Genomic DNA, 16,817 nt, shown 5'->3' with positions numbered 1-16,817 from the left:
TTAAAGATTATGAAAAATAAATTAATTAAAATAGCAATATTAAGTGTTTTCACACTAGGTGTTTTATCTTCATGTGAAAGAGAATTAGATCAAACATCATTTAGCCAGATTCCATTGGATAAAGCTATGGATGGAAGTAGTCAGGCCAACTTCACTCAGGCTATTAACGGTGCCTATTCAGCAATTAAGGGGAGTGGATATTTTTCAGTAGATACTGGAAACCAGATTATCGTTCCTGATTTAACAACTGATAATTTAATTTACAACCCTCAAGGTAGAGGGTCAAACTTTACTGCTTATAACTGGAGTTTCTCAGCAAATAATGGCTCTGTTACTGGGTTATTTACTCAGGCTTATTTTGTTATTTCAAGAGCAAATATGCCACTATATTATATTAATAATCTTCCGGCGGGTGCTTTTAGAAATAATATTGAAGCAAACGCCAGAGCGATCAGAGCAGCAGCGCACTTCGATTTGGTTAGGGCTTATTGTAAGATACCTACTCAATCTGCAGATGCTAATGCTTCATTGGGAATTCCTTACATCACAGAATTTAACCCTCTTGAAAACTCAACCATTAGAAATCTAACTGTTGCTCAGGTTTATGATAATATTATTAGTGACTTAAATTTTGCTGCTAATAATATAACTGACTCGCCGTCTGATAAGTCAAAGTTTTCTAAAGCTGCAATTTATGGCCTTTTGTCAAGAGTTTATTTATACAAAGGAGATTATAATAATGCTGTTTCTGCTGGAAATCAAAGTATTTCATTATCATCTAGTGTTGGAACCAGATCAACTTTTACGAATATTTGGGCTTCAAACAATGTTGATGGGGTTCTTTTTAAAGTCTTGAATTCTACACAGGAAAACGTAACCGTTGGTGTAGCTTATCAGCAGGGAGCGACTTCTACAGGTGGAAGTGTTAGATCTGAATACGTTGTTCCAAAATCTTTAAATGATTTATATACATCAACTGATATCAGAAAGACAGCTTATATTAGAACTAGTGCATATCAAGGAGTTCAAAGAAACCATGTTATTAAATGGGCATTTAATACTGGTGGAGCTACTCCTCTAAATGTTGTAGAAGTTAAATATTTAAGAACTGCAGAGGTATATTTAAATGTTGCAGAAGCTGCATATAGATTAGGAAATGAGACTCTTGCTAATTCCTTGCTTAACAATTTGAAAGCACAGAGATATAGTCCGTACACTCCTGCAACTTTAACTGGAACAGCTTTATTTAATGAAATAATGCTTCAAAGAAGACTTGAACTTGCATTTGAAAATGACAGATACTATACCTTCAAAAGATTGGGGCTTCCTATGCAGAGGACTGGTGAAGGACCAAATGTCGATGGTACCGGTACTGCTTCAGTTGTTCAAACAATTCAGCCAGCAGATACAAGATGGCAATGGCCGATTCCACAATCAACTATTAATGTTACTCCATCTTTCCAGCAAAACCCTGGTTACTAATTTCAAAAACTAAATTGAATATTTTTTATCAACCCCGCAATTCAAGCGGGGTTTTTTATTCCCTATTATTTCTTATTTTTGCTTTACAATAAAAATAAATGAAATACCTATTTTCCATCATATTTTTCCTGAGCGTGGCAGCTCAAGCTCAGGTCGTCAACAAAACAGACTTCAATAAACTTCCCAAAGATAAAGACACGCTCGTTATCGATTCCGGGAAAAAAGACTCTTTAAAAATATTTAAACCGACTATTAATGATTATCTCTATCAGAAGCAGTTTTCTGAAAAGAAAGTCTTTGATACCGTAATGACTTTCGATAAAACGTATATTTTTTCTCAGTATAACAATAAAGATAACTTTGGAAGAGCGCAGGTCGCAAACATAGGTGCAGGATTTAATCCGCTTACGTACGAAGTGAATGCCGAACAAAATTTAGCACTATTACCAACCAACAAATCATATTGGATTTTAGGCGTTAATGACATCAATTACTATGACGTAAAAACGCCGACCGCAACCTTCATTTATCATAATGCAATGAAAAACGGAGCGGCTTTACGATCTTCTTACACGCAAAACATTGGGAAAAGATTTAATTTTTCTTTGGAATACAGCGGATTGCGTTCTCAGGGAATGTACAGAAATTCATTGGCATCCAATAACAATACTTTGTTTACAGGACATTATGTCTCAAAAAGCGGAAATTATGAATTGTTTGCACATTATCTCCATCAGAATGTGAACAATCAGGAAAATGGTGGAATTGCAGTCGACAGTTTATTTCAAAACGGCGACAGCAATTCAAGAAACAGGCAGAATATGCAGGTGAATCTTACCTCTTCAAGTTCCCAGTACTCCTATAGAAGATATTATTTAACCCATCAGTTTGCCCCTTTTAAATCAGAAAAAATTCCTTTTAAAATAAGACATACCATTTCTCATCAGGGAAACAAATACTACTATGCCCAAAGTGCCGCTGAAACTTACTGGTACGACGCTTCGGACGAACTGGTGACAGGAGCTCCGCTTACTTCAAAAAAATATTCAGATAACTTCAGCAATACGGTAAGTCTGGTTTGGGACAATGAGAAATTTAAACTTGATGCCGGTCTTCGTTACCAGATGCTGAAATTTGGCTCCAATGAAATTACCCTTCCGATTTTAGTGATTCCTACAGAAATTAAAGAAAGCCGAATCGGGGCAGTCGGAAACCTACAGATTAAACTTTTTGATAAAATCCAGTTAAATTCATTTTTGGAATTTTCTAACGGAAGTCAGTTTGGAACTTATTTAAAAACAACCAACAATCTGAAATTTGAGCCGGTAAAAGATTACTTTGTGAATGCAAAAGTAAACTTTCAAAGCGCTTATCCGTCCTTCAATTATCTGTTGAATACTTCCGTGTATAATAATTACAACTATTATTTTCAGAACGCCCAGAACCAGACCATTTCAGAAATCGGAGGAAGTGTTGGCTTAAAGTGGTTCAAAACAGAATTGTTCGCGAACTATTTCAGAATAGATAATTATACATACTTTGATGCTATTGCCATGCCTCAGCAAAGCGGAAGTCCCGTTAATATTTCGCAGATCGGAGGTGATGCGACTTTTAGCTACGGTAAATTTCATTTAAATACAAGACTGCACTTTCAGAATGTTTTAACCAATAAAGATTTGCTTCCGTTACCAAGTTTTATAGGTCGTGCCAATTTCTTCTTCCAATCCAAAGCCTTTAAAAATGCGGCGGAAATTCAGACCGGAATTAAAGTGTATTATTTTTCGAAATTTGCATCACGGGAATTTTTCCCTATTCTTAACGAATATATTTTGCCGGGTTCCAATTCATTTTCTATCGGAGGACAGCCGATTGCCGATGTTTATTTCAATCTGAAAGTTAAAAAAATGTTCTTTTTTATTGAAGGACAACAGGTCGGAACTTTCCTTTCTAACAACAAAGCATATGCATTTCCAAGTTATCCGGTCTACGATTTTAGGCTGAATCTGGGAATCGTATGGTATTTGTTCAACTAAAATATATATCAAGTTGAAAACTATAAAAAAAATATCTTTTCAGGATATCCAAAGCATTCCTCAGTTAATCAAAGATTTTTTAAATCATGAAATTGAGGGATTTGAAGAAAAAACATTTTCTTTAGACCATTTTAAAAAACAGATCGCGCAGAAACAGAATTCTTTCACGGCGGATCAGAGAAATATTTTAGCCGGTAATTTAGAAAGGCAGCTTGCCCATCTTGAACTTTCTTCTAAACAGAACGAAAATATAGATCATTTAAGACTTTCCAATACCTTCACCATTACAACCGGTCATCAGTTAAATCTCTTTTCAGGACCTGTATTTTTTGTATACAAGATTTTACAGACCATTAAAACCTGTACTTATTTAAAAGAAAATTTTCCTGAATTTAATTTTGTTCCTGTATACTGGATGGCTTCCGAAGATCATGACTTTGCGGAAATCAATCATTTTAAAACCGAGAACAATTTCTACGAAATCAACGAAAAATCAGGCGGTCCGGTTGGAAGAATAGAAATTAACGATACATTTTTCATATCTGAATTTGAAAGAGAATTCAAAGACTATGTTTTTGGGACGGAACTGATTTTAATGCTGAAAGAAGCTTATAAAACCGGACATACATTAACTCAGGCAATCCAGATCTTAGTCAACAGACTGTTTTCAGATTTTGGCTTACTGATTTTGGATGGTGATTCCAAAGCTCTTAAAAATCAGATCAAAGAAACCTTCAAAGATGAACTGCTGAATTTCAGCTTATATAAAAATTCAAAAGAAAAAGTGGATTTCTTAACCGGAAAATATGGGAAAGTTCAGGTAAATCCGCGAGAAATTAATTTATTCTACCTTTCGGACACGAGAGACAGAATAGATTTTGACGGTCAGAAATACTTTGTGGTAGATAAAAATATTCAGTTCACCAAAGAAGAAATTTTAAATGAACTTGAAAATTCTCCGGAAAAATTTAGCCCGAATGCTCTGATGCGTCCAGTTTATCAGGAAACCATTCTTCCTAACCTTGCTTACATTGGAGGAAATGCAGAAATCATGTATTGGCTGGAACTCAAAGATTACTTTTCAAACATAAATGTTCCTTTTCCGATCCTGATTCCCCGAAATTCTATACTGTTTTTAAAAGAAAAAACATTGGGGAAAATAGAAAAACTGAATCTGAAAGTAGAAGATTTCTTCCAGAACTTTACGACGGTTATCAACAATAAAATGCTGGAAGATAATTCCATTTTGGAAATGTTGGAACAAAAGGAAAATACACTCATCAGTCAGTTTGCCGAACTTAAAAATATCGCCGAAACCACCGAAAAATCTTTCGGAAATATGGTGAAAGCCGAAGAAGTAAGACAGTTGAAATCCTTCAAAAGAATGAAAAAACGTCTTCTTCATGCAGAAAAGATTAAAAAAAGCGAATTGCTGGAAAGACTGGAAAATCTGTTTTTAGATGTAAATCCTTCTAAGAATTGGCAGGAAAGAGTTTATAATTTTAGCGTATTTTTTGCAGATCATGGATATCAGTGGTTAGATTTTTGTTTAGAAAAAATAGAAATAGAAAAATCAGAATTTATAATTATTGCTTATTAAGAATAAAGAATCTATTATTGCGTTTTAAAAATAAATGAAATGATGCAGAAAAATTCTTCTCTTTCGTCTACAAAAAAGATGTTCTGAAATTCTTAGGATAATAATTCTTAAACCGAAAGATCTATTATTCGGAGCATAACGAAGAAATTCAATTCTATCCCAAAGTAACACTCTGAATGTTAACAGAAAGTCTTTTCAAAACCAATAATTATTGCCATTTAATTTTAAAGAAGTATTTTTGCATTTATAATCACCGAATATGATAAAGAGGTTTTTTATTCTATCCAGTTTATGTATGGTTTTGGGTATGTCTGCCCAGAAATCGCACACCGTTGTAAAAGGAGATACTCCTTATAACATTGCTAAAAAATACGGACTTACTGTAGAAGAATTGCTAAAACTAAATCCTAAAGTGAAGGACGGTAAATTGGCACTTGGAGATGTTCTTACAGTAAAAAATGATAAAGCAGCTCCTGCTTCATCAAAAACACCTGCTGCTTCAAAGCCTGTAAATAATTCTCAGCTTGGAAAAATTATTCTTCAGCCAAAACAAACCATCTACGGAATCACAAAACAATACAGAATATCCGAAACAGACCTCAGAAAACTGAATCCTGAATTGGATGCTCACATGAAGATCGGAGATGAAGTTACCCTGCCTCTTGAAAGCATTAAAAAATATGGCGGAGAACAGAGTATTGCCGTACATACTTCTCCGGTAGAAAAAACTGTTGAAACTGTTGCCGAAACTCACACTATAAAAGCTTCGGAAGACGAATATATTGTACAACAGAAAGACAATTATTACAGAATTTCAAGACAGTTCAATATTACAAAAGAAGAATTGTTTGCCCTTAATCCCGGATTGGAAGAAAAAGGATTAAAACCGGGGGAAACAATTAAAATAAAAAAAGCAGGAATAAAAAATTCCGGAGCTGATATTTTTGAAGAAAATTCAAATCCGAAAACCAAAGTAGATTCAGGGAATGAAAAATCTTCATCAAACACGGTTTCTTCGGAAGACGATTATGTAACGTATACCGTTCAGCAGGGAGATACCGTTTTCTCGATTGTGAATAAATTTGGAGTTACAATAGATGAACTGATTGCGCTGAATCCTGAACTTTCCAAAGGACTAAAAACAGGAATGGTTTTAAAAATTAAAAAACTGGATCCTGCCTATGTAAAGAAAAACGGTGATGCGTTAAGCGTTGTAATGATGCTTCCTTTTGGCTACAGTACCGGAGAAACACAGTACCGTACAATGGCTTTAGATTTCCTTACTGGAGCAAAACTCGCCATTGAAAGAAATGCCAGAAATGGACAGAAATTAGATATAAAAATTGTGGATTCCGGAAACGAAGCTTCGTTCCGAAATTCATTAACCCAGATAAATCCGGATAATACAGACTTAATTATCGGTCCCTTCTTCAAGTCGAACGTTGTAGATGTTCTGGACTTCACGAAAAACCAGAAAATTCCGATTGTTGCACCATTTGCCAACTCTCCGGAATTGTACAACTACAGCAACCTGATTATTGTGGAAACCAACGATCAGACCTATGCCGATAAAATTGTAGAAGAAGTGAAATCTGCGTTCTCGGATCAGAAAATCTATATAGTTGCAGATTCTAAAAAAGAAAATGCCAATTACATTAAAGCCGGTCTTGAGAAAACACTCAGAAATCCAAATATCACCATCGTAAATTCATCAGCGGATATTCAGCTTGATAAAAATATGATGACAGGACAGTCTGCTCCGGTGATCGCGATTTTAGCAAGTGATAGTGATACGGCAGGTGAAGCTTTCGCCAACAGAGTAATCGCTTTATCCAAAGAAGTTCAGGGAGTAAAAGCTTTCAGTATGCATTATGCTCCGGTTTTCGAGAAAAAAGTAGATGATCTTAGTCAGGCAAATCTTGTCTATTTAATGGACAGAAAGATCAATACAGAAGGAAGTTTTGAAAAAGAAATTCTTGCCGCTTATAAAAATAAATACTGTAAAACACCTCCGAAATTTGCCATCGTAGGTTTTGATATTGTGAATGATATGCTGACCAGAGAAAACAAAAAAGGAGAAATCTTCAAACAGATGAATAGGGTACAGACTCAGCTTGCCACAAAATTTGAGTTTGTAAAGTCCAAAGCAAACGGAGCCTATGTAAACACAGGGTACCGCGTTATCAGATTGGTTCCATAATCATTTGATTGTGTTTTAAAGAATATTGTTAACATTATAATTATATTTGCATAATATTTTAAATTAATACATGAAAGCACTTGTATTTCCAGGGCAGGGTTCTCAGTTCGTAGGAATGGGAAAAGAATTGTACGATTCTAGAAAAGACATCAAAGATCTGATGGAATCTGCCAACGAAATTTTAGGGTTTGATATCCTTTCGATAATGTTCAGAGGAACGGATGAAGATCTTAAAAAAACGGAGGTTACCCAGCCTTCAATTTTTATCCACTCGGTTGCTGCCCTGAAAGCAGTAAACGGTCTTGGAGCTGAAATGGTTGCAGGACATTCTTTAGGGGAATTTTCAGCATTGGTTGCCAATGGAGTTTTATCTTTTGACGACGGTCTGAAGCTGGTTTCCGAAAGAGCAAAAGCAATGCAGGAAGCCTGTGATGCCAATCCAAGTTCTATGGCAGCTATTTTAGGACTGGAAGATGCTAAAGTGGAAGAAATCTGTGCAGCAATCAGCGGAGTTGTTGTTCCCGCAAATTATAACTGTCCCGGACAGTTGGTTATTTCCGGCGAAACAGCATCTGTAGAAGAAGCTTGTGCAAAGCTGAAAGAAGCAGGAGCAAAAAGAGCTTTACTGTTGCCGGTAAACGGAGCATTCCACTCTCCATTGATGCAGCCGGCGCAGGAAAGATTGGCTGCGGCAATAGAAAAAACAAAATTCAGAAAAGCAACCATTCCGGTATACCAGAATATTACCACCACCGCAGTTTCTGATCCTGAAGAAATTAAGAAAAACCTAATTGCACAGCTTACAGGTCCTGTAAAATGGACGCAGTCTGTTCAGAATATGATTAAAGACGGTGCCAATAACTTCGTGGAAGTAGGACCGGGAAAAACATTACAGGGACTCATCAAAAAAATTGATTCTTCTGTAGATGTAGCTTCAGCAATCTAATTAATAAAAAAATCATGGGCGAGATATTTTCACCGGGAAAGCTGATGCTTACTTCAGAATATTTCGCAATGGACGGAGCTCTTGTCTTAGCGGTACCTACCAAGCTGGGACAAGAGTTTTCTTTTGAAGAAATTCACGATGAAAAATCTCTCATTTTCTGGGAAGCCTATCATCAGAACAAATTATGGCTGAAAGCTGTCATCGATTATCAGAACTGGCAGATTTTAGAAACCAATATTCCGGCAAGTGCTGCATTTATTTTAAAGACATTAAAAAATGTTCAGTCACTTTCTACGATTACATTCAAAAATAACTTTACTTACCATTTAAAAACGAACCTTCAGTTTCCGGCAGATTACGGTTTAGGAAGCAGCTCTACTTTAATGACTAATCTTGCGGAGTGGGCGGAGATCGATCCGTTTTATTTAAATAAGATAAGTCTGGGCGGAAGCGGATACGATATTGCTGTGGCAAAAGAGAAATCGGCAGTGCTGTATCAAAGTGTTCCTGAAATTAAATATAAAAAGATAAATTTTAATCCTTCTTTTAAAGATGAATTGATTTTTATTCACTTAAATCAGAAACAGGACAGCCGTGAAGGAATCAGTTTTTACAAGTCTAAAACCAAGTCCCAAAAAAGGGTTGATGAATTTTCGGATATTACAAGAAATATTTTACTATGCAACGAATTGGAAAATTTTTCTGAGCTAATGTTGATTCATGAGCAAAAAATATCAGATTTTCTTGAAATTCCTACAGTTAAGGCTAAATTTTTTCCAGATTGCCCTGTTTTTGTTAAAAGTTTGGGAGCTTGGGGAGGAGATTTTGTAATGAGCTCAAAATTTGACGGCTTTAAGGACTATTTTTGGGGAAAAGGTTTTCACACAATTTTCGAATGGTCTGAAATAATTGCTTGATTTTCAATTTTTTACAAGGTTTATTTTTTATTTGTCATTCTGACTTATATCATTATATTTAACCACCTTTAACAATTAATTAATATTTAATTTTGTTATACCCAAAAAAGAAATAGAAAATATAAGTAAAATGAAACACGCTAAAATCATCCAAGATTTAGAAAAATTAGGGATTAAAGGAAATTACGAAGTAGTGTACAATCCGTCTTACGAAGAATTGTATCAGGCTGAAGTTTCTCCTGAAAATCAGGGCTTTGAGAAAGCTGAGCTTACGGAATCTGGTGCAGTATCAGTAAAAACAGGAATTTTCACAGGTCGTTCTCCTAAAGACAGGTACATAGTTCAGGATGATGTTACAAGAGAAACGATTTTCTGGGACGGGAAAGTAAACTTGCCGACTACTCCGGAAATTTTTGCGTCTTGTAAAGATTTAGTGCTGAACCAACTTGCTGCTGCAAAGAAAATTTATGTAGTAGATGCTTTCTGCGGAACCAATGCAGATACGAGACTAAAAGTGAGGTTCATCGTTGAAGTAGCGTGGCAGGCACATTTCGTTACCAATATGTTCATCCGTCCTTCTCATTATGAGCTGGAAAACTTTGGTGAGCCGGATTTTACAGTAATCAATGGTTCTAAAACAACGAATCCAAACTGGGAAGCACAGGAACTGAATTCTGAAAACTTCGTGATGTTTAACCTTACTGAAAAACTTCAGATTATCGGAGGAACATGGTACGGCGGAGAAATGAAAAAAGGAATGTTCGCAATGATGAACTATTACCTTCCGCTGAAAGGAATGGCTTCAATGCACTGTTCTGCAAACGTAGGAGAAGAAGGAGACGTAGCTCTTTTCTTCGGACTTTCAGGAACGGGAAAAACAACTTTGTCTGCAGACCCGAAAAGATATCTGATCGGAGACGACGAACACGGTTGGGATAACAACGGAGTTTTCAACTATGAAGGAGGTTGCTACGCAAAAGTAATTGATCTTTCGGAAGAAAAAGAACCGGATATTTTCAGAGCCATTAAAAGAGATGCGCTTTTGGAAAACGTGGTGGTAAACAACGGAGTTTCAGATTATACAGACGGATCGATCACAGAAAACACAAGAGTTTCTTATCCTATTTATCATATCAATAAAATTGTTCTGCCTTCCAAAGCAGGACACGCAAAAAAGATTGTTTATCTTTCAGCAGATGCTTTCGGAGTATTGCCTCCGGTTTCTATTCTGGATGAAGATCAGGCACAATACCACTTTCTTTGCGGGTATACATCGAAATTAGCGGGAACTGAAAGAGGAATTACCTCTCCGGAACCGTCTTTCTCTCCTGCATTCGGGGAAGCTTTCTTAACATTGCACCCAACAATGTACTCTAAAACATTAATCGGGAAAATGAAAGAACACGGCGCAAAAGCATATCTGGTAAACACAGGATGGAACGGAACAGGAAAAAGAATTTCTCTGAAAGATACAAGAGCCATTATCGATGCCATCATCGACGGATCTATCGAAAATGCTCCGAAAACAAGAATTCCGATCATGAATCTTGAAGTTCCTACCGCATTGCCAAATGTTTCAGAAGGAATCTTAGATCCTAGAAATACGTATAATGATGCTTCTGAGTGGGAAGAAAAAGCAAAAGACTTAGCTTCAAGATATATTAAGAACTTTGAGCAGTATTGCAACACCGAAGAAGGTAAAAAATTAATTCCTTCCGGTCCTCAGTTACAAGAGCAGACAACCAACTAAAAATAGAAATCCTCATCGCATGATGAGGATTTTTTATTTGTATTCCTGAAAATTTCTCGGAAATTTATTTCAGGCTCAGAATAGCCAGTCTGTAACCATCCATTCCGAAACCGGATAAAACAGCATCTGTATTTGCTGCTGTTACAGATTTCTGGCGGAATTCTTCTCTTTTGTAAATATTGCTGATGTGAACCTCAACTTTTGGTTTACGGATATTCTTTAAACAGTCGGCAATAGCATAAGAATAATGCGTAAAAGCTCCCGGATTAATAATTAGAGCATCAAATTCATCTTTCTGAAGCTGATTGATAATTTCACCCTCGATATTAGACTGATAATATTCCAGTTGATGGGAAGGAAAATCGGTTCTTAGACGATCCAGATAATCCTCCATGGAAACTGTTCCGTAAATTTCGGGCTCTCGGGTTCCTAATAAATTTAGATTGGGACCATTCACGATAAGAATTTTCATTGAAAATAATTTATCCAAAGATAGCACATTTTAAAAACACAATTAAATGGTATTTTTAAGATGTTTCTGGAAATATTCCGAAGGCGTTATCCCTTCAATCTGTTTAAAAGCACGGTTGAAAGTCGACTGGTTCGAAAAACCGGCTTCCGTGTACAAATACATTAACGTTGCTTTCTGAAAATCGATTTCGGTGAATAGTTTTTTCACATAATTTACCCTGCACGTATTCAGATAACTGTTAAAATTAGGATATCCTTTGTAACGGATTGCTTTTGAAATATAACTGCTGTTAACTTCCAATGCAACACTCAACGCAGAAAGATTGAATTTCATATCCTTAAACAACATTTTTTCGCTCATGGAAATTTCAATTCTGGAAAAAAGTTTTTCCATACTCTCTATGTTTTCGGCAGTACTTTCGGCAGAGATATCCGCTGTTTTTTTATCCTCTGCAATTATTATCTTTTCTGTTTTCTCAAATTCCGAAAGAATTTCCAGCCTTCTTATTTTGTCTTTATAATAAATAAGCAGCGTAACCACTAAAATATTAGAAATAATGATGATAATATCTGTGAACAAAACCGTTTTCTGGGTACGTTCAGGAAATTCCAGATTGAAATTTGCGGTAATAAAATAACAGGCTAAAATAATAAGTACGGTATAAAGCGTGTAAAGAAAAACCTCTTTTTTTGTAAAGAAAATGTAGGCTCCGATAGGAATTGGCAGATACCAGCAAAAACTTACCACAGAATAATCCCAAAATGCCAGTACAATATAAATATTGAAAAGAGGCGCAATTAAAAGATGAAGATGAACAATTGTAGATTGTTTAAATCTTCCTCTCATCAGAAAATAAGTGTATCCCAGAAAAAATAATGCCGATCCCAAATACCAGATAAGAAAATTATCATAAGTATAAAATGTAAAGATAAAAATATAAAAAGCTAAAATGGCAAGCATGAGAATCACATACCTGTCCATGAGTTCCTGTTTCAGTTTTTCAATTTGTTCAAATTTTGTACTCATTTGTATTTTACTTCATTTTTACAAGTTTAAGCAGGCATTTTCAATAAATGACTTTTTTAAAGTATTGATATGTAAGCAAATATAATCATTGTAAATCATTTTCAGAATTATGATTTGCATAGCTCTTTTTTTGATTTATCAGAGGAAATAACTTTGCAAAACAATTTTTAACTAAAAAATGTACAAGATCAATGCTTCTAAGAATAGGGCATTTTTGTGACAAGGTGATGAAGATCTTTTTATTTATTACAAACAAAAAGAACAATAGAGTTCAAAATTAGAGAAAATAAATTGATAATGAATATTAATTAAACACGTCATTCCGAATTTTCATAAAGTCAGTATATAAAGAATATTTAATCTGCATAAAAAATAAGCAGATCAATCAGAGTCTATAAATTCTAAAAACAACAAATGAAGCAAAACTGAAAATGAGTTTTTAAAAAGTCTTTTTCAAAATCCCTTAAAAAAACATTCTTATGAGAAAAATTATTTTATCGATGACCATCGTGGCCTTTAATCTTTTTTATTCCCAAGTGGGGATTAATACATCCAATCCAAAAGGTATTTTTCATGTAGACGGAGCAAAAGACAATCCGTCAACAGGAAATCCTACGGCTGCACAACAGGCAAATGATTTTGTGGTAACCTCTTCCGGTAATGTTGGGATTGGAACCAACTCGCCAAATTCTTCTGCACTTTTGGACGTGAATGTGGACGGACTGGCTTCAGGAAGCAAGAAAGGCTTTTTGGGTCCGAAAGCAGCACTAACTTCACAGACAGACCAGACAACCATCCCTTCTCCGGCAACAGGACTTTTGGTTTACAATCTAGGAACCGGAGGATTAGTCTATAACGGATATGTTTTTTGGAACGGAACAGAATGGAGAACCTTCAACAACGGATCTTTAGCCCCCGGAACAGTAGGAACAATTACCTGTAACGGAATTACCCTCTCTCCAAGTACATACACAACAGGAGTTCCTTATACCGGCACAATGAATGTCGCTTATACCGGAGGAAACGGAGGAATTTATGCTGCACAGACAATAGGTCCTGTAAACGGACTTACCGCAACTTTATCCGCAGGAAATTTTAACTCCGGCTCAGGAACGCTGAGTTATACCGTTTCCGGAACACCTACCGTAACAAGTCCCATTACAACCACATTTTCTTTAAATATCGGAGGCAAAACATGTAATGCCGTAATTGGAGCAGGAGACGGACTGGCTCCCGGAGATCTCGTATTTTACAAAGCCGGATTTTCCGCAAATGTCTCTGGCTGGATGAGTGCTTTTGTTACAGATTTGCCGATTATCGGAGGAAAAATAAGACTTGATGCATGGTTTAACGGAGCTTCCAACGGAGGAAACGGAAGCGTAACGATGTGGCCAAGACTGGTAAATACATCTTCATCTCCGGTGAAACTGTGGTTTAGTGCCTTAACCAACGTAGACCGTTTTAATGCCTCAAATTATCTTTTGGCTCCAAGCACACCTACAGGTTCAGGAGCTACCCTTGCTCCTTCTGCGTACATGGAACTGGATAACGGAATTTACTATGGAGTAGGATATAATGATATTTTAGGATCTACAATACCAAGAACAGAAGGAAGCGGGCAAGGAGGACATCAGGAAGTACTTACAATGGATCTTTCTTTAGATGATAAATGGTACAGAGTCTATTATTTCCCAACAGTTGATAATATGAATACAACAAGTACAGCAGATAATATGAGAGTAATTTATCTGTCGATCCAAAGATTATACTAACACTTCAGTATTTTGAAGCAGTGTGTTTTTCAAGAGTGGTTTGTAATGAACCGCTCTTTTTGCTGTTTAGCTTTTTTATTAAAATCGAATGAACATTCACAGAAACAAATTTTAAAACCACTAACTTTGAAATGGATATGCTAAATAAAATCGTATGAAAAAGGACATTGAGAATAAATTAATAAATAAAAATACCAAACCTACAAGCATGAGGATTTTGGTGTACGATTTTTTGAGTTCTCAGGAAGCCGCCCTTTCTCTTTCAGAAATTGAAAATCATTTTGAAAATGCAGACCGGACAACCATTTACCGCACTCTGAAAACATTTGAAGAAAAAGGAATCGTACACAGCATTCAGGAAAATACGACAACAAAATACAAACTCTGCCACGATGGATGCGATGAACATACCCACAAAGACTGGCATCTTCATTTCTACTGTAAAATCTGCAAACAGACCACCTGTAAAGAAGATATTTCGTTTCCCGAAAACATTCAGACCCAATTCAGGATCGACGAAATAAGGCTTTTTGCTAAAGGAATCTGCGAAAACTGTCTGGAAAGTTTGCAATAGCATTGCACGCATTTTGACTGTAATTTTGAATAAAAATTTAAGTTATGGAAGAATGCTGCAGCACAAAACCGAAAAAAGATCACCAACATCATCATGAAGGTCACGACCACGATCATTCTCATGAGACGGGAGATCAGTCTGTTTTCAGGATGTTTCTTCCTGCAATCATCTCTTTTGGATTGTTATTAATAGGAATCGCTTTGGATCATTTCATCAAAGCTGAATGGTTTTCCGGCTGGATTCGTCTGGTTTGGTACTTCATCGCCTATATTCCGGTTGGTATTCCGGTTTTGAAAGAAGCGTTTGAAAGCATAAAAAACGGAGATATATTTTCCGAGTTTTTCTTGATGGGAATCGCAACCGTGGGCGCTTTTGCCATCGGAGAATATCCGGAAGGAGTTGCGGTCATGCTTTTTTATTCCGTTGGAGAAGTTTTTCAGGCAATGGCAGTAACCAAAGCCAAAAGCAATATCAAATCTTTACTCGATCAGCGTCCCGACGAGGTGACCGTTTTAAAAGACGGAAAACCACAAATTGTAAAAGCTGAAAAAGTAAATATCGGAGCTATTATTCAGTTAAAATCTGGAGAGAAATTAGGATTAGACGGAGAATTATTATCTGAAACCGCCTCATTTAACACTTCTGCTTTAACCGGAGAAAGTAAACCCGATACCAAAACAAAAGGTGAAACTGTTTTAGCCGGAATGATCAATCTCAATACAGTAAGCGAAGTAAAAGTGACAACCGCTTACAAAGACAGCAAACTGAGCAAAATTTTAGAACTCGTTCAGAACGCAACCGCTCAAAAAGCTCCTACTGAATTATTCATCAGGAAATTTGCGAAAATCTACACCCCGATTGTCGTATTTCTTGCAATCGGAATCACGTTTCTACCATATCTTTTTATAGAAGAGTATCAGTTCAGAGCGTGGCTGTACAGAGCCTTGGTTTTCCTTGTGATCTCCTGTCCGTGTGCGTTAGTGATTTCTATTCCTTTGGGATATTTCGGAGGAATCGGAGCAGGAAGCCGAAACGGAATTTTATTTAAAGGAAGCAATTTCTTAGATATTTTGGCAAACGTTCAGAATGTAGTGATGGATAAAACCGGAACGATGACGGAAGGCGTATTCAAAGTTCAGGAAGTTAATTTTAATGATGAATGTAATACAGATGATATTTTAAAACTCGTTAATGCTCTGGAAAGTAAAAGCTCACATCCCGTAGCAACGGCTATTCATGAATATGTGGGAGAAGTCGATCATTCGATTCTGTTGGAAAATGTTGAAGAAATCGCAGGTTATGGTTTAAAAGCATCCATCGACGGAAAAGAACTTTTGGTCGGAAACTTCAAACTGATGGATAAATTCGACATCAAATACGATATTCAGACTGAAAATATCGTGTACACTTTAATCGCTGTTGCATATGACAACAAATTTGTAGGGTATTTAACAATTGCAGATTCTGTTAAAACTGATGCACAATTAACCATCAATAAATTAAAATCTTTAGGAGTAAAAACCACAATGCTCAGCGGAGATAAATCCTCTGTGGTGAAACACGTCGCCGATATTTTAGGCATTCAGAATGCTTACGGAGATCTGCTTCCCGAAGACAAAGTGAATAAAGTAAAGGAAATAAAAGCAAAAAATCAAACCGTTGCTTTTGTAGGCGACGGAGTGAATGATGCTCCTGTTGTAGCGTTAAGCGATGTCGGAATTGCGATGGGCGGATTGGGAAGTGATGCGACAATTGAAACAGCAGATGTTGTCATTCAGGATGATATGCCGAGTAAAATCCCGATGGCAATCAACATTGGAAAACAGACAAAAAAAATTGTGTGGCAAAATATCATTCTGGCATTTTCCATCAAAGCCGTTGTTCTTATTCTCGGGGCAGGAGGTTTGGCAACCATGTGGGAAGCTGTTTTCGCCGACGTCGGAGTCGCTTTACTTGCCATTTTAAATGCGGTAAGAATTCAACGGATGAAGTTTTAATAAGCCGGAAGAGGGAAGTAGGATGATAGAATTTTATTATATCGCGCA

The 16,817-nt window shown here is 36.3% G+C and carries 12 protein-coding genes; 10 read left to right on the top strand and 2 right to left on the bottom strand.

Translation table 11 applies throughout. From position 1 onward, the window contains the following. Positions 1-9: 9 nt before the first annotated feature. The 7 genes from H6W53_RS14255 to pckA all read left to right on the top strand — a co-directional run bounded on the left by H6W53_RS14255 (position 10) and on the right by pckA (position 10,928). Positions 10-1,482 carry a RagB/SusD family nutrient uptake outer membrane protein gene (locus H6W53_RS14255; RefSeq protein WP_185207746.1) on the top strand — a complete coding sequence of 491 codons (1,473 nt, stop codon included), beginning with the start codon at positions 10-12 and terminating at the stop codon, positions 1,480-1,482. 98 nt (positions 1,483-1,580) lie between these two features. Then, complete coding sequence (locus H6W53_RS14250; RefSeq protein ID WP_185207744.1) at positions 1,581-3,515, top strand: putative porin; 1,935 nt, start codon at positions 1,581-1,583, stop codon at positions 3,513-3,515. Positions 3,516-3,528: 13 nt separating this feature from the next. Further along, on the top strand, positions 3,529-5,115 hold the full coding sequence (gene bshC / locus H6W53_RS14245) for a bacillithiol biosynthesis cysteine-adding enzyme BshC (protein ID WP_185207741.1): 1,587 nt from the start codon (positions 3,529-3,531) through the stop codon (positions 5,113-5,115). Positions 5,116-5,374: 259 nt separating this feature from the next. Further along, the gene (locus H6W53_RS14240) at positions 5,375-7,315 is read left to right on the top strand and encodes a LysM peptidoglycan-binding domain-containing protein (protein ID WP_228457804.1); all 1,941 of its coding nucleotides are present in this window, start codon (positions 5,375-5,377) and stop codon (positions 7,313-7,315) included. Between the two features lie 70 nt (positions 7,316-7,385). After that, complete coding sequence (gene fabD / locus H6W53_RS14235; protein WP_185207739.1) at positions 7,386-8,261, top strand: ACP S-malonyltransferase; 876 nt, start codon at positions 7,386-7,388, stop codon at positions 8,259-8,261. Positions 8,262-8,275: 14 nt separating this feature from the next. After that, positions 8,276-9,178 (top strand): GYDIA family GHMP kinase, encoded by a 903-nt coding sequence (locus H6W53_RS14230; RefSeq protein WP_185207737.1) that lies wholly within the window; start codon positions 8,276-8,278, stop codon positions 9,176-9,178. A 130-nt stretch (positions 9,179-9,308) separates the two neighbouring features. Continuing rightward, positions 9,309-10,928, top strand: coding sequence for a phosphoenolpyruvate carboxykinase (ATP) (gene pckA, locus H6W53_RS14225; protein ID WP_185207735.1), 1,620 nt, complete (start codon positions 9,309-9,311; stop codon positions 10,926-10,928). 64 nt (positions 10,929-10,992) lie between these two features. On the opposite strand, the gene H6W53_RS14220 is transcribed toward pckA, so the two are convergent. Together H6W53_RS14220 and H6W53_RS14215 are read right to left on the bottom strand one after the other, a co-directional pair. Continuing rightward, positions 10,993-11,400 (bottom strand): type II 3-dehydroquinate dehydratase, encoded by a 408-nt coding sequence (locus H6W53_RS14220; RefSeq protein WP_185207733.1) that lies wholly within the window; start codon positions 11,398-11,400, stop codon positions 10,993-10,995. 42 nt (positions 11,401-11,442) lie between these two features. Further along, the gene (locus H6W53_RS14215; protein ID WP_185207731.1) at positions 11,443-12,426 is read right to left on the bottom strand and encodes a helix-turn-helix domain-containing protein; all 984 of its coding nucleotides are present in this window, start codon (positions 12,424-12,426) and stop codon (positions 11,443-11,445) included. A gap of 479 nt (positions 12,427-12,905) precedes the next feature. On the opposite strand from H6W53_RS14215, the gene H6W53_RS14210 reads away from it, so the two are divergent. From H6W53_RS14210 to H6W53_RS14200, 3 genes are all read left to right on the top strand, one after another. Then, complete coding sequence (locus H6W53_RS14210; RefSeq protein WP_185207729.1) at positions 12,906-14,198, top strand: hypothetical protein; 1,293 nt, start codon at positions 12,906-12,908, stop codon at positions 14,196-14,198. Between the two features lie 154 nt (positions 14,199-14,352). Further along, positions 14,353-14,772: a Fur family transcriptional regulator gene (locus H6W53_RS14205; protein WP_087706550.1), complete on the top strand. Its 420-nt coding sequence runs from the start codon at positions 14,353-14,355 to the stop codon at positions 14,770-14,772. 44 nt (positions 14,773-14,816) lie between these two features. Continuing rightward, entirely contained in the window at positions 14,817-16,769 is a 1,953-nt protein-coding gene (locus tag H6W53_RS14200; RefSeq protein WP_185207727.1) for a heavy metal translocating P-type ATPase, read from the top strand. Positions 16,770-16,817: the final 48 nt, after the last annotated feature.

Source organism: Chryseobacterium sp. C3, from assembly GCF_014218905.1.
Taxonomy (GTDB): domain Bacteria; phylum Bacteroidota; class Bacteroidia; order Flavobacteriales; family Weeksellaceae; genus Chryseobacterium; species Chryseobacterium mucoviscidosis.
Note: the sequence above shows the minus strand (reverse complement) of the source record. Positions and strands in the feature narration are given on the sequence as shown.